General features: G+C 38.6%; 17 protein-coding genes. 6 read left to right on the top strand and 11 right to left on the bottom strand.

The genetic code is table 11. The features are described from left to right. A partial coding sequence (locus AC1WHX_RS02720) for a T9SS type A sorting domain-containing protein (RefSeq protein ID WP_481228843.1) occupies window positions 1–1561 on the top strand: 1561 nt, incomplete at its 5' end. Window positions 1562–1622: 61 nt separating this feature from the next. Further along, window positions 1623–2666: a glycoside hydrolase family 43 protein gene (locus AC1WHX_RS02725; protein WP_278584317.1), complete on the top strand. Its 1044-nt coding sequence runs from the start codon at window positions 1623–1625 to the stop codon at window positions 2664–2666. 106 nt (window positions 2667–2772) lie between these two features. Here AC1WHX_RS02725 and AC1WHX_RS02730 read toward each other — a convergent pair whose 3' ends face one another. The 5 genes from AC1WHX_RS02730 to AC1WHX_RS02750 all read right to left on the bottom strand — a co-directional run bounded on the left by AC1WHX_RS02730 (window position 2773) and on the right by AC1WHX_RS02750 (window position 8921). Beyond that, the gene (locus AC1WHX_RS02730; RefSeq protein WP_278584314.1) at window positions 2773–4008 is read right to left on the bottom strand and encodes an ABC transporter permease; all 1236 of its coding nucleotides are present in this window, start codon (window positions 4006–4008) and stop codon (window positions 2773–2775) included. Between the two features lie 28 nt (window positions 4009–4036). Next, window positions 4037–5218, bottom strand: coding sequence for an ABC transporter permease (locus tag AC1WHX_RS02735; protein ID WP_022600761.1), 1182 nt, complete (start codon window positions 5216–5218; stop codon window positions 4037–4039). Window positions 5219–5270: 52 nt separating this feature from the next. Beyond that, window positions 5271–6266 carry an HlyD family secretion protein gene (locus AC1WHX_RS02740; protein WP_022390832.1) on the bottom strand — a complete coding sequence of 332 codons (996 nt, stop codon included), beginning with the start codon at window positions 6264–6266 and terminating at the stop codon, window positions 5271–5273. 28 nt (window positions 6267–6294) lie between these two features. Then, window positions 6295–7746 (bottom strand): TolC family protein, encoded by a 1452-nt coding sequence (locus tag AC1WHX_RS02745; RefSeq protein WP_302544580.1) that lies wholly within the window; start codon window positions 7744–7746, stop codon window positions 6295–6297. A 281-nt stretch (window positions 7747–8027) separates the two neighbouring features. Further along, window positions 8028–8921 carry a coiled-coil domain-containing protein gene (locus AC1WHX_RS02750; RefSeq protein ID WP_009318906.1) on the bottom strand — a complete coding sequence of 298 codons (894 nt, stop codon included), beginning with the start codon at window positions 8919–8921 and terminating at the stop codon, window positions 8028–8030. Window positions 8922–9159: 238 nt separating this feature from the next. On the opposite strand from AC1WHX_RS02750, the gene AC1WHX_RS02755 reads away from it, so the two are divergent. From AC1WHX_RS02755 to AC1WHX_RS02770, 4 genes are read left to right on the top strand one after another with little or no spacing between them, the layout of a single operon-like run. Further along, window positions 9160–9771: a PASTA domain-containing protein gene (locus AC1WHX_RS02755; protein ID WP_122337271.1), complete on the top strand. Its 612-nt coding sequence runs from the start codon at window positions 9160–9162 to the stop codon at window positions 9769–9771. Continuing rightward, complete coding sequence (locus tag AC1WHX_RS02760; RefSeq protein WP_122337270.1) at window positions 9771–10841, top strand: RluA family pseudouridine synthase; 1071 nt, start codon at window positions 9771–9773, stop codon at window positions 10839–10841. The genes AC1WHX_RS02755 and AC1WHX_RS02760 overlap by 1 nt, the downstream gene beginning before the upstream one ends. Before the next feature lie 47 nt (window positions 10842–10888). Beyond that, complete coding sequence (locus AC1WHX_RS02765; protein ID WP_022390835.1) at window positions 10889–11869, top strand: D-alanine--D-alanine ligase; 981 nt, start codon at window positions 10889–10891, stop codon at window positions 11867–11869. Window positions 11870–11921: 52 nt separating this feature from the next. Then, on the top strand, window positions 11922–13076 hold the full coding sequence (locus AC1WHX_RS02770) for a 1-acyl-sn-glycerol-3-phosphate acyltransferase (protein WP_122337269.1): 1155 nt from the start codon (window positions 11922–11924) through the stop codon (window positions 13074–13076). Window positions 13077–13525: 449 nt separating this feature from the next. Here AC1WHX_RS02770 and AC1WHX_RS02775 read toward each other — a convergent pair whose 3' ends face one another. The 6 genes from AC1WHX_RS02775 to AC1WHX_RS02800 form a co-directional block, all read right to left on the bottom strand. Next, entirely contained in the window at window positions 13526–14137 is a 612-nt protein-coding gene (locus AC1WHX_RS02775; protein ID WP_009319685.1) for an L-threonylcarbamoyladenylate synthase, read from the bottom strand. Window positions 14138–14201: 64 nt separating this feature from the next. Next, window positions 14202–14897, bottom strand: coding sequence for a response regulator (locus AC1WHX_RS02780; RefSeq protein WP_022390837.1), 696 nt, complete (start codon window positions 14895–14897; stop codon window positions 14202–14204). A 20-nt stretch (window positions 14898–14917) separates the two neighbouring features. Then, a complete protein-coding gene (locus tag AC1WHX_RS02785) occupies window positions 14918–17557 on the bottom strand; it encodes an ATP-binding protein (protein WP_122337268.1) in 2640 nt (879 codons plus the stop codon). Window positions 17558–17728: 171 nt separating this feature from the next. Beyond that, window positions 17729–18946 carry a bifunctional 3,4-dihydroxy-2-butanone-4-phosphate synthase/GTP cyclohydrolase II gene (locus AC1WHX_RS02790; protein WP_122337267.1) on the bottom strand — a complete coding sequence of 406 codons (1218 nt, stop codon included), beginning with the start codon at window positions 18944–18946 and terminating at the stop codon, window positions 17729–17731. A 71-nt stretch (window positions 18947–19017) separates the two neighbouring features. Continuing rightward, window positions 19018–20928: an LptF/LptG family permease gene (locus AC1WHX_RS02795; RefSeq protein WP_031258403.1), complete on the bottom strand. Its 1911-nt coding sequence runs from the start codon at window positions 20926–20928 to the stop codon at window positions 19018–19020. Between the two features lie 196 nt (window positions 20929–21124). Then, window positions 21125–21511 carry an START-like domain-containing protein gene (locus AC1WHX_RS02800; RefSeq protein WP_009319680.1) on the bottom strand — a complete coding sequence of 129 codons (387 nt, stop codon included), beginning with the start codon at window positions 21509–21511 and terminating at the stop codon, window positions 21125–21127. Between the last annotated feature and the right edge of the window lie 87 nt (window positions 21512–21598).

Below are 21598 nucleotides of genomic sequence, written 5' to 3' on the forward strand. Positions count from 1 at the left end.
TTTTGATATTGTAAACAAGTGTTTGGGAAATACAATGCCCGGAACAACCATCTGTTTGGGTGTAATCGATTTTGGAGACGGAACGACTTATGTTGCTAACGGTGCGGAATTTGCACATGAAAATCCGAATACGGAAGGTACATTAGATTTCTACATGGGAGATCCGGATAACGGAGGTTTATTGTTTACACAAATCGATGTTAAAGGTACGAATGCTTTTCAGTATTATCGTACTTTCCGTTATAATTTTTATCCTGAAGGTACTGACGGTTTTACCTGGCCTACCGGAAAGCATCAAGTATATATGCGCTATAATAATTGTGAAGGTAATCTGAAAAAGATCGTGTTTTATAACAATGAATTTACTGAAGAAGAACAAGGAGAAATGCCGGACCCGACCTATAGTTGTCAAAAAATAAGTGCAGGACTCGGAAGTGTCGTCAATCCGGAAGAGTTTCCCGATGCGAAGCTGAACGATGAGGGAGCTTGGGGTTGGACAGGAGAAGGATTGATCGTTAAATTCCCGTCTATAGATTTTAAAGATGGAAATACATATCAACAGATAGCTGTGGTTTCTACTCATGGAGGATCTACAAATCCGGATGGTTTCCTCGAAATTTATATTGATGGCACGGACAGTGAAGATAACATGATTGCTAGAATATGGACGGCTCGTGATTGGTATTGGACTGTTTACGGTACATTGGCAAAAAATTTGGAGAAAAATATCAGCGGCGTGCATGATCTTTATGTAAAATGGACCGGTGCTACAAACTTGAAAGAAATTCAATTGATCGAAGGAACTCCTTGGGAAGTAGAAGATGATGAGCCTGAAAAGATAGAGTTGATAGACGAACCTCTTACTGATAACGCTTATGGCATGCATTTTGATGCAATGGGAGGTATTGAGAACACCGTTGAATTTATGGCATACGGTTCAGATGATCTGAAATTTGAGGCTTCTAATATCGGTTATACTTCTTATGGTGTGGTTTTGAAATTTGTTGACGTTGATTTCCAAAATGGACAATTTACTCGTATTTTGGTAGATCATTCTTCAGACCAGGCGTCTTTGGGAAGCAGTACGTTCGATTTCTATATCGACTTGGATCATGATGATTATAGCGATCTATCGGTATTGGAAAATGATACGAAATTGGCAACAGTACAGGCTCAGGGTACAAGTAACTGGGCTACTCCGAAGAAAACTGCCGGAACTATGACATCAAAAGTAGAAGGTGTGCATGATTTGTATATGGTATTTAGGACCGATGCCGGTGCGAATATCCATGGTGTATATTTGGATACCGACTATGATCCTTCTTCTATCTCTACGGCAACAATTGAAGGTGTAAAAGTTTGGGGCATGACAAATGCTGTTTGCATCGAGTCTGCTACTGAGTCGTTGACTGTTGATGTGTATAATTTCGCAGGACAGAATATTTCTCAAACTAAGGTGGCTGCCGGATTGAGTACTTTGTCTATGGCAAAAGGTATTTATTTGGTAAAAGTTGCCGATGCGAAGGGTAATGTAGCTACTTATAAATTGTCTGTAAAATAAAAATTTATTTAATTACAAAGAACGCCCGTTAAGGGCGTTTTTTGTTTTATCGGGTTAAATTATGGTTACAAAAAAAATTTTCTTTTTATTTCTTTTTTGCTGTGTGTCGGCATTGGCTTTTCCTCAAAAGAAGAAAAAAACGAGCGGAAATCCTATTTTGCCCGGATGGTATGCCGATCCTGAAGCTATTGTGTATGGAGATGAATATTGGATATATCCTACATTGTCCGGACTGGTAACTGCTGATGGAAAAGATCCGGATACGGGCAAAAAAACTCGGGCTGTGCATCAAATTTACAATGTGCAGACATATATGGACGCATTTTCGTCTAAAGATCTTGTTCACTGGACTAAGCATCCGAAAGTCCTTTCGATTGAGAATATAAAGTGGCTTGAGTTTGCTTTGTGGGCTCCGTCGGTAATTTCGGCAAACGGGAAATATTATCTTTTTTTCGGGGCTAATGATATTCAGAATAATGACCAATACGGTGGTATAGGTGTAGCAGTTGCCGATCGTCCGGAGGGACCTTTCAAAGATGCTTTAGGAAAACCGCTGATCGATAAAATCGTGAATGGCGCACAACCTATCGATCAGTTCGTATTCCGTGATGATGACGGCTCTTATTATATGTATTACGGAGGCTGGCATCATTGCAATATGGTAAAGTTGAGTGATGATTTGTTGAGCATTGTTCCGTTTGATGACGGTACTTTATATAAATCGGTTACTCCTGAAAATTATGTAGAAGGGCCTTTTATGTTGAAGCGAAACGGCAAATATTATTTTATGTGGTCTGAAGGTAGCTGGGGTGGCTCTGATTATAGCGTGGCTTATGCTATTTCCGATTCTCCTTTTGGTCCTTTCAAACGTATCGGTAAAATATTGCAACAGGATGATAATGTAGCAACCGGAGCCGGACATCATTCGGTGATTCAGATTCCCGGGAAAGACGAATGGTATATCGTTTATCATCGCAGACCTTTAGGTGATACCAATCAGAATCATAGAGAAACGTGTATCGACCGGATGTATTTTGATAAGGACGGATATATTCTTCCTGTTAAAATAACGTTTGAGGGGGTTAAACCTCGTCGCATCAAATAAACTGTTCGCTTTTTATTTGTTATATGAAAAATGCCCCTCGATATTAGGGGCATTTTTCATATAAAGTGTGTAATCTTTTTGATCTATTTCGGATTTAGACAGCCTCTTATATTTGATAGTTTTCTTCTATCTTTCCTCTGAAACCTCTTTTTTTATCTTTCCATATTTGATATCTGTATGCCAGACATGCTGTTATAAAATAGATTCCGGTAAGTATCCACAGATTAATGAATGCATCATGTACGTCACTGATGCTAGCTCCTGTAGTATTCATGCGGACGAAGCCTTCGATTCCCCATGTTGAAGGTATGATAGCTCCTATTATTTTCCAGATTTCGGGCATTGCATAACGTGGCCATGTAATACCTGAAATAAAGAGAAACAGCAATGAAGTAAAAACAAACAGTAGGAACGATGTCTCCCGTTCTCTTACAAATATAGAGAGTGTCATTCCGAAAAATATGGACGATAATAAAAATGGTGCGATGAACGCGTATATTTCCCATTGGTTTCCTATCTGAGGATATTTGAATAGCCAAGGTACTACGTGTAATATATACATTGTGGAGACAATGTAAAGGCTATAATAACATATCGCTTTTCCAAAAACAATATGCATGATATTGTTATGCATCATTTCCCGGTTGGAATAATATCTATGCAATTTCTTGTGTTCGTATATTCCCCCTGCTAAAAGTCCGATTCCTAAAATAAGACTTTGTTGCAAAACCAATATCAAGACTGCCGGAATAAGAAACGATGCGAAACCGCTTTCGGGGTTATAGAGAGTTATAGAACTGTATGGAATAGGAGACATCGCCATTTTAGCTTGTTCGGGGGTCGCTCCACCTAATGCGGCGACTTGTAGTTTTGACCCTAAGTCCATCGTCACTTCTGTCAAAGCGATCAGAAATCCTTTGTAGTTAAGTAATATACTCATATCTGAGTAAAAAATAACCGGACTTTGCTCTCCTCGCATAAGTTTTTTGCTGAAATCCTCCGGAATGAGCATAATGCCGTAACAGTTCTTTTCATACATTATTTTTTTTGCTTCATCCATATTAGCGCAATAAGATACGATCTTTGCATTCGGGCTTGCATCCATGTTCCTACATAATTCACGACTTAACGGAGTGCGGGCGTTATCTACTACAACCATCGGAACATCCCGTACGACTTCAGGATTATAAATAAGAGCATATAATATCGGATATGCAAATGGCAGGGCAAAGAAAAAAATCAATGCTCCGAAATCCCGGAATACCGTTACATATTCTTTTCTCCAGATATAGCAGATATCCAGCATTCCGGTTTTTATCGATTCGAATATTTGTAGTTTCATCTTTAATACTTTTTTATCCTGCTTATTGCTAAGGAACATATACTTGATTTTGCAAAGCGGTTTTGAGTCGTTTCAGTAACGGTAAAGAAGCTATGGCAAAAAGGAACAAATACAGATAATGCATTCGGCTGTAATATAACGGTATGCCGTTCAACGCTTGATCTGCGTATATCAGGAAATAATGTCGTAGCGGGAATATGTTCGACAATAACTGAAATGGCGGATACATGGCAGGCACGGGGAATGAAAATCCGGTAATCGAAATAGAAATGATTCCGAATAATGCGGCTATACTCAACCCTATTCTTAACGATGGTGCTATACTCATCATGATAACGCCGAAGCTTTGGCTTGCAAGAACCAACAAGAACATTGCCGCCAGCATCGGCCAGATTCCGTTGTGTAATGGGAAATGCCAGTATCCGTAGAGCATAGATTGCAGTAATGCTCCCATGATAAAAAACAGAACGGTTTGCGGAAGTAATTTCCCTGTAATAGCCAATACGACCGAGTTGTGTGATCGAGCTAACCATTCTCTGGATGTTCCGTGTTTGATTTCTGTCCCGATGCTGAATACGGTTGTCAATAATATCATTATTTGCAGCATTCCCGGAATAAATGTATTATTCAAATAGACAGAATAACTTATCCAAGGGTTACCTAATTCATGTACTGCCGTAGGCACAGGTTGTAATTGGGGCATAATTTCATATCCGTATTCTCCGTGGGCGAGTAAGGTTTGCTGTACGATAGCCCCGGAGGCAAGTACCGACATCGTTTTGAAATTCTTATATAACAAAGACGCAGGTATGTAGTATGCGTTATTGGTGTAAAACGATATTTCCGGTCTGCGGCCGGCCATAGCTTTTGCTTCGAAACTTTCCGGTATCACTAAGAACCCGTATATTTCTCCCTTTTGCAGCGATTTTCGAGCTTCTGTAAAGCTGTTGGGTTGCTCTGTAACTTGTGTCAGACTCATTGCATCGAGTTGCCGGATAAAATTTCTCGATGCTGCAGAATGGTCGAGATCGACGACGGCGGTAGGAATCTCTTCCGGTAATCCTTCGTTCATAAGAGTTAACAGAAAAAGATAGCTGATGAGAGGTGCTATTATTATACAGAAAATGTATATCGGTCTGGAAACCAGCCGGTGCAATTCTCTTATGATGACTGCCCAAAGAATTTTTGTAACCGATTTTTTTTCTGGCATGTAATTTTTGTATTGAGAGTCCGTTAAAGATGGCGGACTCGGATGTAACTAATTATTTTTTCAGCAAGACAGACATTCCCGGACGCAGGTTTTCTACCGGAGCTGTCGGACGAGCTTTGATCTGGAACGTTTTGGCGTCATATTGTCCGCTTACTTTTGTCGCTCTCCATACAGCATAAGTGCCTAAATCTTTTATATAGTAAATTTTCAAAGTGATTTCTTTGTTTCCTAAAGCCGGAATTATTGCCGGTATTTCTTTTCCCATAGTCAGGTTCTGCAGGAGTTCTTCTCTTACGTTGAATGTAACCCACATGTCATTCAGATTCAGAACATTCATAATCGGAGCTCCAGTACCTACCAGCTCGCCTTCGTTAGGGAATATGTCGGATATTTCTCCGTCGATCGGAGCTGTCAGGTATGAGTCTGCCAATACCGATTCGACTTGAGCCACGCTTCCTTTTGCTGCCAGCAACATTGCTGCCGCGGCCTCTTTATCTTCGATTTGCGCACCTTTTTTTGCCATTTCATATTGAGATTTTGCCGCGCTTTCGGTGGCTTTCATTGCGTTATAGTTTGCTTCGGCTTCATCGCGTTTTTGGGCAGAAATCACGCCTTTTTTGAAAAGAGCCTGCATCCGGTCGTATGATTTTTTTGCAATATCGAGTCCGGCTATTGCTTTTTGCCACATATCATAAGCTGAGTTTATTACTTCTATGCGTGCTCCTTTATCTACTTTTTGGTTTTGGGCCTTATATACATTCTCCATAGCAGAAGCCTGCATGAGTTTAGCTTCGGCATCGGATGAAAAGATGCGGACAAGAGTATCGCCTTTATGTACGCTTTGTCCGTCCTCCACCATAAATTCGACAATACGTCCCGGAAGTTTTCCCGATACCCGTACTTGGGTCGCTTCTGCTTGTCCTTGTATGGTTTCGTCACCCGGTTTCAACATGAAGAATCCGATCATTGCGAGAATGATGATCACGATAATGAGTCCGACTAATCCGATGATCAGACTTTTTTCTTTTTTTCTTTGAGGAGTATCCATTGTCGTTTGTTTTTTTACGTTTCCTATTTTATTTCATTAATCCCATAGCCTTAGACAAATAAACTTCGCATAAGCGGACGTCTATTTCGGCATCTATTTTTTCTGACTGGGCTTGTAACCAGGCAGTCTGAGCTTCCAGTACATTATCGGTCGTAAGAACTCCCTCTTCGAATCCGATTTGGGCGTTACGAAGGTTTTCTTCTGCTTTTTCCATATTTTTGCGTGTCATAATCAGTTTTTTATTTGCTTCGTTTACTTTAAACGTAGCCTGATTGACTTGTAATTCGATTTTTTCTTTAGCTTCTTCTAAATTCAAAAGAGCGATATTTCTTTCTGTTTTAGCCGCTTTTACTTTATAAAAATCTTTTCCCCAATGAAAAACCGGAATTTTAAGCATTACACCTACATTGAAAAATCCGTCTACTCTCTTTTCGAAACTGTTGAAAACATTCGGATTGGAGAACATGTAACTGCCTGTCAACGCAAGGTTAGGCAACATGGCGGAAAGCGCGACTTTTTGTTTTTGTTTATAAATTTCGGTCGCTAATGTGAGGCTCTGTATTTCACTGCGGTTGGCATATACTTCATCCATGTTGATGGGGTTTGTCGGAGTTGGAAGGTTTTCTTCATGTAACTCTTCTATTTCGTCAGCTAAAGTATAAGGCATGTTTATCGGTAATCCGCAAATTTGTGCCAAAAGCATTTTAGAGAGGCTGAGTCCGTCAGAAACTTTTGTTAAAGTGATTTGTGCTTCGTTTTGTTTTACTGCAACAGTCAGCCCGTCAGATTGAGTTGCAACCCCCTCAGCTATCATTGCTTCGACATTTTGGTATAAAGAATCTAAAAGATCGGCATAACTCTCGGCCAGTTTCTTTTTATATACCAACGATACCACTTGCCAATAGATTTCGTCCGTTTGGAATACAAGGTCTTTTACTGCTGTGCTCTTCTGAGTTTTTGCCAGTTCTTCTGCATATTTGGTGATTTGATTGTAGGCCCTTATTTTTCCGCCCATATAAATAGGTTGGGTAAGCGTAATTGCCCCCCCGAACATATTGGTCGTATTGGTACGCAGAGCATTTACTAAAGATTGTCCTGCTCCGTTTACCGAGTTTATTATGCCAGCACCCAATTGTTGAAGTTGCGGGCCGAGTTCGGGATGTTGAGCTATTATTTGTTGCATTATAGGAGCTAATGTATTTGTCCCTGCATTTGATAATTGCTCTTTTTGTTTATCGCTTAATAGAGAGATTTCTTTTGAATTATACATGTAACCGCCTACTGCATCGAATCCGGGCAAATAATTTGCAAATGCCGATTTCTTTTCATAACCGGCTGCTTTTATTTTTTCGTTGGCAATACGTATCTGTTTGTTATTGTTTATTGCCATATTCCGGCACGAGTCAAGGGTAAAAACCTGTTGTGCGATAGCATTACTTCCGCCAATGATGAGTAAACAGAGGACAATTAATTTTTTCATTCTGTTCGTTGTTTAGATATTATTTCTCAAATCTCGCATTATATTCTTAAATATGCAATTATTGCATAGACAATCTTTCTACGTTAAAAAAATAGAGACTTCACAGCTCTATCTTTGTTTATCGACAAAGATAAACTGTGAATATTAACATAACAAGATTTTCTTTCGGTTAGTTTTCTGTTTTTATTCTTTTTTAATAAAAGGGGAAGCAAAAAATTGTTGCCGAAATATGATTCATATTTCGGCAACAGACAGTTCTACAATATTTTGTTGATCTATTGTTATTTTTCTAAGCTAAATGACTTGCTTCCGATCATATAATTGTCGGCAAAGATATCGACCCGATAATCCCCCGGATATAAGAATTCTTCGACATTCCAATAGAGGCACAAATTCATTTCTTCTCCGTCATATTCTATAAGTTTGCGAGTAGAGAAGTTGATTTCTTTATCTTCGTAGTGAAATAAATCTGCCCGACTTTTTACCAGAATATCCCCGTCTGGTTTCATAATCCGGAGATAAATATATTTTTCACCGACTTCGGCCGTTACGTTTTTGGCAATGGTAAAACATACCTTTATTTGTTCGATTTTACTGATTTTGTTGGTTTCCTTGCCTCTTTTATTGATCGGTGTAACCGTGATTCCGACTGCATCCAATTTTGATGCTAACGTAACTTTGTGACTGAGCTGTTCTTTATCTTTTTGCAATTGAGAAGCAGTTTGAGCTACAGCCTGATATTTACTGGTGACAGATTTGTTTTCTTCCATCAGCTTTTTGTTGAGGGAGTTGAGGGAGTCGATTTGTATGATGTAGTTACGCATTACGCTTCGTAATGTAGCCAATTCTTTTTTCAGTTCATTGATGCGTGCGGCATCAGTAGCTTTGACGGTACGAAGTTCTTCGAGCAGACGTTGGACTTTCATTTTTTCGGCATCCAACTTTTGTACTAAAGAGTCGTTGTTCAATAATATTTTTCCACCTTCATATTGGTCATACTGGAATGCGAGGTCGGCATATTCTTTTTCAAGTTCTTTCCGTTCGTTTTCGATTTCAACTTGCGTTTTGAAATCTTCCATCTCTTTCTTTTGTGAGTAAATAAAATATGCAGCGATTACCAAAATGACAACAAGAATAGCGCATGCTACAATCCATATGACAGATCCTTTTTTCATATTTGAAAAAGTATTTTCAGATTAGAATATTTTTTTATTCTCCATCGGGAGAATATTGCTCGCAAAGGTAAACGTTTTAGAAGCAAAAATCAACCATATTAGATTTTTTAAGTTATGAATCGGGAATTCTTTGTTTCGTGGAGGTTTTGATGTATGATTATTAAAATAAATTAGCTTGATTGGAAAACCGATCAAAATATCTATCTTTGCCAATTCTAATATGTATAATTGAAAAGCAGTGAAAAAAATCATTCTGTTTTTTAAAAATCATCCGATTCTTAAACATCTGATTTTTATCGGATTGGTTTTTGTGGCATTGGTTTGGATCGTGTTGCATGGTTTGGATATTTACACCCGACATGGGGAGTCGGTAACGGTTCCCGATGTCAAACGTATGCAGGCTGAAGATGCAAAAGCTCTTCTCTCTCGCTATAGATTGCGTAGTGAAGTCATCGACTCGGTGTATGTTGACAATATTCCTCGGGGCGCAGTTGTAGAACAAATACCTCGGGAAAATTCTTCTGTAAAAGAAAATAGGATTGTTTTTCTGACGATAAACTCTAATCTTCCCAGAAAAGTTACAGTACCGGATGTTCGAGATATGTCATATCGCCAGGCTGTTGCTATTCTTGAAGGGATAGGTCTTTCGCAACCGGAGATCGAATATGTAGCTTCGGAATATAAAGATCTTGTGTTGGATGTCGTTTATAATGGAGTATCAGTAGAGAAAGGATTGAAATTGCCCGTATCTTCCCGATTGAAGTTATTCGTTGGAAATGGGACGGCGGAAATTATAGAAGACTCTATTATTATGAGTGAAGATTCTGTGGGAGAGGAGTGGATGGAATAATGGATGAGAAGCTCACGGACATAGAGACCGACTGTGAAGAACTGGAGACGGGGGATGAAGAAATTCCGGCTCTGTATGAGCATTTTAAGTTTGTTGCGGATAAAGGTCAGAATTTGCTACGGGTCGATAAATTTTTGGTAGCTCGCATCGAGAATGCATCGAGAAACCGAATTCAACAAGCTGCCGAAGCTAATTGTATATTGGTAAACGGGAATCCGGTAAAGTCTAATTATCGAGTAAAACCGTTGGATGTTGTTTCGGTAGTGATGGACAGACCTCGTTATGAATCGGAAATCATACCGGAAAATATTCCCCTTAATATTGTATATGAAGATAAAGAGGTGCTGGTTGTGAATAAGCCGGCAGGTCTTGTCGTGCATCCGGGACATGGCAATTATTCAGGAACATTGGTCAATGCATTAGCATATTATTTCAGAAATGATCCTTTATTCGATGTCTCCGATCCTCGTTTAGGATTGGTGCATCGTATCGATAAAGATACTTCGGGTCTGTTGGTGATCGCTAAAACTCCCGAAGCGAAAACGAATTTGGGATTGCAATTTTTTAATAAAACGACAAAACGGAAGTATGTTGCATTGGTATGGGGAAGAATGGAGGAGAACGAAGGTCGGATCGAAGGAAATATAGGTCGTAGTTTGAAAGATCGTTTGCAAATGACCGTGTTTCCTGAGGGCGATTATGGTAAGCATGCCGTAACTCATTATACGACTCTCGAGCGTTTGGGATATGTTTCTCTTGTAGAATGTCGTTTGGAAACCGGGCGTACGCACCAGATACGGGTGCATATGAAATATATCGGTCATACCTTGTTTAATGATGCTCGGTATGGAGGAAATGAGGTACTCAAGGGAACGACTTTTGCCAAATATAAACAGTTCGTTCAAAATTGTTTTGATATTTGTCCCCGTCATGCCTTACATGCCAAAACTTTGGGTTTTGTACATCCGATTACGGGAAAAGAGATGTTTTTTGATTCGGAGATACCGGAGGATATGAGCTTGTTGATCGAAAAATGGCGTTCATACATGCAGAATAGAGAAATTGGTTGAATAAAGACATTATATAAAATATTTTAAGTATATTTATTGCTATAAACATGGATAAGCGTAGAATTGCTATTGTAGCCGGTGGATATTCTTCGGAGTTTCCGGTCTCGTTGAGAAGTGCGCAAGGGATTTATTCTTTTATGGATAAAGACCGTTACGACATATATATCGTGAAATTGACTCGTGACGAATGGTTTGTTGAGTTGCCTGACGGAGAAACTTCTGAAATAGATAAAAATGATTTTAGTTTTGTCGAAGGTGGACGGATTCGTCATTTTGATTTCGTTTATATTACGATACATGGGACTCCCGGTGAAGACGGGCGTTTACAAGGCTACTTAGATATGATAGGTTTGCCTTATTCAACTTGTGATACTTTGGTTTCGGCTATGACATTCAATAAGTTTGTGTGTAATCGCTATCTGCATGCGTTCGGTATTCCTATTGCGCATTCTATCGTATTGCGAAACGGGCAGACTGTTTCTGACCGGGAGATCGTAGAGCAGATTGGTTTACCTTGCTTTATAAAACCTAATGTAGGTGGATCGAGTTGCGGAGCTACGAAAGTAAAGATTGAAGAAGAAATACAGCCGGCTATAAAGAAAGCTTTTGATGAAGGGAAAGAAGTTATTATCGAAGCTTTTATGGCAGGGACGGAAATCACTTGCGGCTGTTATAAAACCCGGAAACGGGATGTCGTACTCCCGGTTACCGAAGTCGTGAGTAAAAACGAGTTCTTTGATTATGAAGCCAAATATACGGCTTCCAAAGTAGAAGAGATCACTCCTGCCCGCTTATCTGAGGAAATGACAGCTAAGGTACAGGAACGGACATCTTTTATTTATGATATATTGGGGTGCAAAGGTATTATCCGTGTCGATTATATTATCGTGGGCAAAGAACCCTATTTGTTAGAAGTAAATACGACTCCGGGTATGACCGAGACCAGCTTTATCCCTCAGCAGGTAAAAGCTGCCGGAATGGAGATGAAACAGGTTTTGTCGGAGATTATTGAAGATGAAATGTTGTGAAGATAACGATTCTTATGAAGAGCTCTGTTATGATCTGTAAAATGATAAAGTTATGAGACAACTATTTGATTTTGACGAGATACGTCCTTTTTATGACGAGGAGATTCCTGACATTATCAGGTCGCTCACAAAAGAAGAAAAGTTTCGGCATGCTTTAAAATTCGTTGTTCCGGATGTGGATGCATTCTGTCGCCAAATGGAAGAATGTACTACTAAAAGAGAATTTCAAAAACGATTGGCTATTCCTGTATTAAACGATTTGGCGAGACGCTCTACTTCAGGAGTGGATGCGAGCGGACTTGAAAATTTGTCTCCGTCAGGTAATTATACCTATATGTCAAATCATCGGGATATAGTTTTAGATGCCTCTTTCCTGAATATGATGCTCGATGCTCACGGATTTGAAACCAGTGAAGTGGCGATCGGGGATAATTTATTGGTGTATCCGTGGATTTCAGATTTGGTACGGGTAAATAAAAGCGTTATCGTAAACCGTAATGTACCTCGCCGACGCATGCTTGAGGTTTCTCGCCGGTTATCTAATTATATTAATTTCGCAATTAAGATAAAACATCAATCTTTATGGATTGCCCAACGTGAGGGACGTTCTAAAAATTCTGAGGACCAAACGCAGGAAAGCGTTATCAAAATGCTGAATCTCGGGGGTGGAAGCGATATGCGTACGAACATTATGGGGTTGAATATTGTTCCGGTTTCTATATCTTATGAATATGATCCTTGTGACTATTTAAAAGCAAAAGAGTATCAGATGAAACGGGATAATCCTGATTACAAGAAACAACCTCAGGATGATCTTTTCAGTATGGAAACGGGAATATCCGGTTATAAGGGGCATATTCATTTTCATTTATCGCCGGTTATTAACGGAGAATTAGAAAAATTGGAAGACTGTTGTGAAAAATCGGATGTGTTGCATTGTATAACCCGTATTATTGATAAAGCAATTCATTCAAATTACATGATTTATTCGGGTAATTATGTCGCTTATGACGAGTTGTACCATACAGATCGTTTTTCAAGAAATTATTCCACAGAAGAGAAACGTCGTTTTATGGATTATATGCAGAAACAGTTAGATAAGATCGATTTACCGCAGAAGGATGAGGCATTTCTTCTTGAAAGGATGCTTGAAATGTATTCTAATCCATTGAAAAATAAATTGATAGCTACGGGTGTTGATCTATGATGTAAAAAATATTTAGTATTAAATTTTATTTCATCATATAAAATGACTATTTTTGCGATGATAATAATAAAATATGTTCTGAAAAGAACATATTAGTGACATAAGCATAGAGATGCACATAAATTATAATTACAATATAGTTTTTCAGGTCTGAGGTTTTGGAAAAGTAATTGTTTTAGGATGTGAATCCATCAAAGCATGTTATTTTATTTACTCTTAGACACCTTATGAAGAATAGTGAATTGACTTCCGGCTTCGGATCTGAAAAACTTCTTATACAAAAGGCTTCGATGTCAATCGAAGTCTTTTGTTTTTGAGAATATTTTTCTGTTTTTGTGAGTATGATGGCAGCTTATCTGACGAAAGAAAATTCAAAGAAGGATTAAGTATTTGTCCGGATTATTTTATCGGAGACTTTAAACAGAATTTAAAGGTTAAGTATTATTGGGTTACCAAATCAATTTTCCTTTCCCTTCACGGACGATGAATGCATCGTCTTCGCTACAATCGACAATAGTAGAAGCCTCTATACCTCCATATCCCCCATTGATGACAATATCGACGTCATTTTCATATTTTTCTGCAATGAGTTCGGGATCAGTAGTATATTCCAGAATCTCGTCTTCATCACGTATTGAAGTTGTTAGTACCGGATTTTCCAACTGATGTACGATTTCCCGAATTATAGAATTGTCAGGGACACGAATTCCCACTGTTTTACGGTTTTTGTAAATCTTTGGAAGATTGGAGTGAGTAGGCAGTATGAATGTAAACGGACCCGGTAGATTTTTTTTCATCAATTTGAAATGTTCGTTGTTTACTTTAGCGTATTGACTGATATTGCTGAGATCATAGCAAATGATCGATAGATTGACTTTTTGAGGATTAATGCCTTTTAGGCGGCATATTCGTTCAACGGCACGAACATTAAGAGCGTCACATCCGATCGCATATACAGTGTCTGTCGGATATACTATCAGTCCTCCTTCTTTGAGGACATTAACCACTTTGTTTATTTCTTTTGGATTCGGGTTTTCCGGATATATTTTGATAACTTCCATGATAAAACTGTATATATTGTTTGTTATTGACCGTGATTGGAAACAGAGGTTTATAAGGAATTGTTTATTTCTCTGTCTGTTCACTGAAGCGATACCCTATTCCTGATTCTGTAAGAATAAATGCCGGGAAAGAAGGATCGTTTTCGATCTTTTTTCTTAATTGAGCTATAAATACTCGTAAATATTGAGGTTGGCTCTGATAGGCTACGCCCCATACTTCTTTTAGCAAATATTGATGAGTAAGGACTTTCCCTGCATTTTGTGCCATTAGAGACAATATCGAAAATTCAGTACTTGTCAATTTTATAATTTCGTTTTTCTTTTTTACGCAATGGTTTAGCATATCTATGGTTAAATCGCCGAATGAGAGAATTGCCGATTGGTCTTTTTCTTCCCGAATAGAACGTATTGCCGACCGGATGCGGGCTAATAACTCGCCATTATGAAACGGTTTGGTCAGATAATCATTCGCTCCAGAGTCAAGGGCTTTTACAATCTCTTCTTCATGCGTGCGTGCAGATAAAATGATAATGGGATTTTTATACCACTCTCGTAGTTTTCGCAGAACAGATTGTCCGTCTTCATCTGGTAATCCGAGATCGAGAATAATCAATGTCGGAGAATGCATGGCGGCGGCCATTAATCCTTCTTTGGCATTAGAGGCAACCAATACTTTATATTTGCTCATTTCCAAAGTAATGCTCAATAAGCGTCGTATCTGTACTTCATCGTCTATAATCAGGATACTGTTATTGTTCATGTTATATGTATTAGTAAAAATCAAAAATTTTCTATCAAAGGTAACATACTGGGAATACGGATGAAAATATTTGCTCCTTTTCCGGTAACATTACTGGCTTCTACCTGACCTTTGTGGATATCTATGTATCCTTTGACAATGGATAATCCGAGACCCGATCCTCCTGTAATTCCCGATTCACCCCGGTAGAATTTGTTGAAGATGTAGGGTAAATCTTTGTCTGCAAATCCTTTCCCGTAGTCGGTAATAGATATGCAGAAATTTGTTCCGTCGTGCTGGAAATCTAATTCGATCAATGTATGAGACGGGACATATACTGTGATATTGTATAATAAATTGTACAACACCTGTTCGATGAGTCCGAAATCGATGTGTACCAAAGGCATATCGTCCGGAATATTTATAGAAAGATCATATTCTTTTAGTTCGTTTTTGAGTAACCCGGTTACCGAATTTACAAGATCATGTACATCGTACCAGTCGAAACGAGGAGAAAGCCTGCCGGAATCTAATCTCGACATACTGAGCAGATTCTCGATAAGCCGGTGTAGTCTTTGGGCAGCCATATAAATTTCTTCACCTATATCCTTGCTGATACCTTGTTCTATCTCTTTCAAGGTTTCAGAAGCAGAAAGAATCGAGGTTACCGGAATACGTAATTCATGAGATATAGAGTTGAAAAGAGTCTTATACAATCGGTCTGATTCGCTTAATATAGAGGCTTGTCTGGCCATATCGTTCAAATATTCCCGTTCAAGTGCATTTGAGATTTGCCTTTTCAACGTAAGCCACAGTAGCTCTTCTTCGGCATCGAATAATTTTTTAAATTCGAGAACGACGACTCCCATTTTCATTTTAAGGCTGTTGAGCGGATAGAATGTGCGTTCTTCATGCATATAATTTTCTGTTGACTTACCAGCTTGTTTCCCCTTGTCAAAAACCCATTGTGCAACTTTAAACTCATTGCTGGTAAGTGTGAAATTACTGTGAGGCGAGGTAGAATTGCTTAATCCTCCTTTATTGTTTTTCAAGATAAATGCACATTTTAGTTTGAAGCTATCGTTGATAGCTTTTGCTGATATTTCGAGAATCGAGTTAATTCCGCTGGCGGTACTAAGGTGTTTTGAAAAATTAAACATGGTGTTTGATATCCGTTCTCTTTTTCGGCTTTGCTGTTCTTGTTTCCTTAATCGGGTAGCCAGCATGATATTGATAAACGGGATAGCAAGGAACATAAAAAATTGTAGCCAGTCGTCAGGAGAGGAAAGGGATGGTGTGCCGTAAGGGATAGTAAAGAATATATCATATACTCCTGCACTCAGTAAAGCCGATAAAAGAATCGGTCCGGTTGAGAAATAGATAGACTGTAATGCAAGAATAATAAGGAATATGTATCCGGATGATACTTCACTTACCATTCCGATAAAGGGACTCAGTATGGCTACTGCAGATAATGTTATTGTCGCCGATTTTATATAATTCCAGATCGAGGTTTTGAACCCCGATGTATTGATTTGGAAAAATTTCTTTTTCCGCTCAAGAATACTCTCGTTCGAAAGAATGTAAATATCGAGATTCTTACATTTAGAGATAAGACGATCCAGTTCGCTTCGTCTGAAAATTCGCTTTATATATTTTTCGTTCGGAAGTCTCTCGAAAATTAAATGTGTAATTTTTTCGATACGGATTACATCCAGCATGCTCGATACCCAGTTCTCACCTGTTGACCGGATAACAAATACACCTAATCGGTAGGCCATGCTGATGTTTTTATTGAGTTGTTCTTGTTCTTTATTTGTCAGTTGTCCTGTAGAGTCGAAATATACGGCATAGAGAGGAACCCCTAAGGTGTAGGATAGATTTTTTGATCTTCGGATAAAACTTTCCATATGCGGACTTTCATTAATGGAGATCAATAATTTTACTCCGGTAATAGTGTCTTCTTGCATATGGTGCTCATAAAGGTACTGGCGTTGTTTTTCATTTCGGCGGAATGCCATCATTTGTTTGCAAAGGCGTTGTAACAGATGCAGGTTCTTGATCGAAAAAAATGCTTTTCGATAATGCTCTCCTAAATGTTGGTCGAGATAAATACTTTTGTCGAGAAATCGTTTTGCTATTTCTTGGGGAGACGCATCTATATAATGCACCTTTTCTGCCAGCTCGAATAGAATATCCGGAACGGTACATGTAGTGTAATATTCGGTATTTTCCTGAACAGAATAGGCTTTGCTTTCTAATTGCAGTACACTTAGAGTCGTATATACGTGTATTCCGTCGTCAAGCAGTTCCTCTATATCTTGATGTCGATGTTTATGTCGGCTGCCATTGGGATTTTGATGGGCCATTTCATCTATCAGAACAATTTGAGGATCGCGTTTGATTATATAGTCGAGATTTATTTCTCCGTTCTTTTTTAGTGGAATTTGCTCTATTTGTGCCGCTAACCGTTCTATCTCTTTGTTTCCGTGCGAGTTATAATTTGCCAGAACGACATCGAAACCGTCTTTTATCAAATGGATGCCTTCTTGTAGCATCAAGTGGGTTTTCCCTATACCCATACACATTCCGAAGAACAAGGTTAGTTGTCCTTTGGTTTTTCGCTCAGGGTTGAGTAAGCTGAGTCTCTTTTGAGGTTTGAATCGAAAAACTTTATTCATAAAAAGACATATTTTATCTCGGAATGTTTAACAAAATAAAAAAAGATCTTTGATCTCTCAAAATAATAAAGAGGGAAAATGTTAGCCTGTTTAAATTTTCCGATAAAGAAATATCAACGGCGACATCTGTTTTTTATGGATGCCGCCGTTGATATATGATTTTTAGTGATTTTATTTTATTTTATGCAGATCGTGTCCCATACGTTCTTTTTTTGTCTTCATATAGAACATGTTATATGGGTTCGGTTCTACTTCGATCGGTACATTCTCCACGATCTCCAGTCCATAACCTTTTAATCCGATGCGTTTTATAGGATTGTTGGTCATTAATTTCATTTTACGGACTCCTAATTCGCGAAGTATATTAGCCCCTACGCCATAATCCCGTTCATCGGCTTTGAATCCGAGATGAAGGTTAGCATCTACCGTATCTAAACCTTCTTCTTGTAGTTTATAAGCTTTCATTTTATTCATAAGACCTATACCTCTACCTTCTTGATTCATGTATACGATGACACCTTTTCCTTCTTTTTCGATCATTTCCATCGCTTTGTGCAATTGTTCTCCACATTCGCACCGTTTTGAACCGAATATATCTCCTGTCATGCAGGACGAATGGACTCGTACTAATATTGGCTCGTCCGGTTCCCATTCTCCTTTTATAAGGGCGATGTGTTCGAGTCCGTTGGAAACTTGTCTGAACGGGATTAATCTGAAATGTCCGTATGCCGTAGGCATATTTACTTCTACGCCTTTTTCGACAATCGATTCTTCTTTTAAACGATAGGCGATGAGGTCTTTGATACAGATGATCTTGATGCCGAATTTTCGGGAGACTTCCATTAATTGAGGGAGACGAGCCATTGTCCCGTCTTCATTAATGATCTCTATCAATGCCCCTGCCGGATACAAACCTGCCAAACGAGCTAAGTCTACGGCAGCCTCGGTATGTCCGGATCTGCGCAATACTCCTCTGGAGCGGGCACGAAGAGGGTTTACATGTCCCGGACGTCCTAAATCTGACGGTTTTGTTTTCGGATCGGCTAATGCCCGGATTGTTTCAGCTCGGTCGAACATAGAAACACCTGTTGTGCATCCGCCTCCTAATTTATCGACCGTTATGGTAAAAGGGGTTTCGTGTATCGATGTATTGTTTGCAACCTGCATGTTCAGATCTAACTCTTCACACCGCTCTTCTGTTATCGGGGCACATAATACCCCACGTCCATGTGTGAGCATGAAATTAACTTTTTCCGGAGTTATTTTTTCTGCTGCAATGATGAAATCTCCTTCATTTTCCCGGTCTTCATCATCGACAACGATAATAAATTTTCCCTCCCGAAAATCTTCTATCGCTTCTTCTATCGTGTTTAGTTTTATTTCATTCATAATCTTTGTATTTAATATTCCGGATGAACAGACACCGGAATGGGTAAATTCGAAAAAAGGAAATTCTTAAATTATTGAATTTCGGATTTTTGCTCTGTTTCTCGGATAATAGCAAGAACTTCTTGATTTGTTTTTTGTATAGTTTGTAATTCTTGCCTTAATCGGTGTTGTTCCCAGCAACCGACCAGATATATAGGTATGGATATAGGAAATAAAACAGTCATGACAATTCCTATCCATCGTATTCGACATGGCTGGTATAGTAGCAGCATGCGAAGAACCGGATAATTTATCAGTTTACTTATTAATATTTGAGATCGAGTATTTTGAGCATATTCTACCCAATTGTCAACTTCTGTTTTTAGAGAACGGAGTAAATGCTTATCATAACCTTGCGTCCAGTACTGATAGTAAGATTGTCGTTTCTTACCAGTATTTTTTTGCATTCGGTCACAGAGAATGCCTATTTGTTCTATTCGTTTTTCTGCTTCATTTATATCGACTTCATCTATTATTACTTCTTTCATAGTAATATGGCGGGTTTCTTTTTTACCGATCAGTTTATAAATGAAGTTTATATAAAGGTCTTTATTGAAAACATCTGCATCGTTGACGGCTTTATAGGTGAGGAAAATGCCTAATGGTAATAATACTGCAGAACTTAGCCACATGCCCTCCCATACTTCCCAACGGCCATCTCTCGCCATTTTATATCCGGAGTTGTCTATGATGTAGTAAAATATAAATAATAATACCGATACAACAACCGGAGTTCCCAACCCGCCTTTCCGGATGATTGCACCTAAAGGAGCTCCGATAAAGAAAAAAATCAGGCATGCAAAAGACAGAGTGAATTTTTTGTGCATTTCCATTTCGTGACGACGTATGATTCGTTGGTCTCCATCAGAAAGTATACTTTTGTATTCGTAGTCTTGGCGTACGGTTTCGGCTCTTGAAACAGCTCGGTTCAGCATTGATTCTCTTTGTTGTAGAGATGCTGATGCGTATATACTGTCTATATTAATAGTTGGGGGTGCTGATCGTTCTTTGTAGGTGCTATCTCGTCGTTCATTGTTATACAATGTAAAATATCCGGAGTTTATGAGCTCTTTTCCAAAACTGTTGCCGATACTGTCTGTTCTTAAAGTCATGGAGTCGATAGAAGTTCGCAATTCGTGCATGTCTTTACCAATGTATTGATTTTGCATTACTCCGTCATCCATACGGTTAAATCCGGCATCAAATGGTATTAGGATTTCTTTTGTCGAAAAAGTTTCACGCCGATAAGGAACGCTATTTACAGCTGTTCTTTGACTTTTCAGATTTTCAAAAGATTCGCCGCTGTATAGGGTAAGGAATAAGTATTGTTTATCTTCGGTCAATTTGAGTTTTCCTGAATCGGCCAGAATGACCATTGCGTTATCGAAACCACCTGATAAATCATAAATCATCATATCTCTCATCATCCCGGTTTTTCTGTCTTTTTCTTTGACATAAAGGTTATAGCCGTTGATCTGATCGTAAAAAACACCTTCAGGAATGTCCAACTCAGGAGACTTTTGCCGTATCGAGTAGAGTAGAGTGTACATTTTTACCTGAGCTTTCGGAAGTATGTCATTTTGAAAAAAGAAAGCTCCAATAGCTATCAAGGCAACTACTATGACTAAAGGACGCATGACATGTAGAAGCGATACTCCGGCAGCTTTTATTGCCAACAATTCGAGTCGTTCACCTAAATTTCCGAAAGTCATTAAAGATGCCAGCAGTAATGCTAACGGGAGTGACATCGGTACCATAGACACTGCTGCATAAAAGAATAACTCGGCAAGTACAGGCATCTCTATTCCTTTCCCGACCAGTTCATCGACATATCTCCATAAAAATTGCATAAGAATAATAAACAAGCAAATGAAGAATGTCATTAGAAACAAGGGCAAGAATGTTTGTAAGATAAAGAGATATAATCTTTTGATACGAAACATACTTTTAACTTTGTGTCGCAAAAGTAGTGCAAAAAAACGAATTTAGGATATTAAGCATTCATAAAAACCATTTATTGTAAATACTTTGAAAAAGCACTTATGAATAAAATGCAGAAAGATACTTTTAATTAAGCTACGTATTATACAGAATATCTGGAGAGCACGTGACACAGATATTCTGTATAATTAAATCTTTTTATGCTCCCAGCCGTTGTCTGAGAGAAGATATTTGTCTGTTCCACAAATCGATACTATCCCGTTTTTCATCAGGATAGGCATAATCGGTAATTTCGAGAATAACATCTCCTGTCAATTCTATTACATTGATGCGGAATTCAAAATATGATTTCGTATCGACATCTTCTTCATCCCAACGAAATCGAATAAATACTCCGGAACGATATCCGATCTGATGAGCTGTTTGAGGCATTTTATTCCAAAAGAACGTATATTCTTTTCCGTCTGCAGTAACGGTATCTGCAAACCAATCTGCTAGTCCGTTGACAGTACCTACATATGTCCATAGGACAGAAGGGGATACATTGTTCAGACTGTACTCGATGATGTACTTTTCCTTATTCATGTGCATTAGATTTATGAGTGTTTTGGTGCTAATATATAAATAAATTTTTATCTGACATGAATTTATGTTTTTTTTATTCTGTTTTTT

It is taken from the genome of Coprobacter sp. (genome assembly GCF_982436375.1).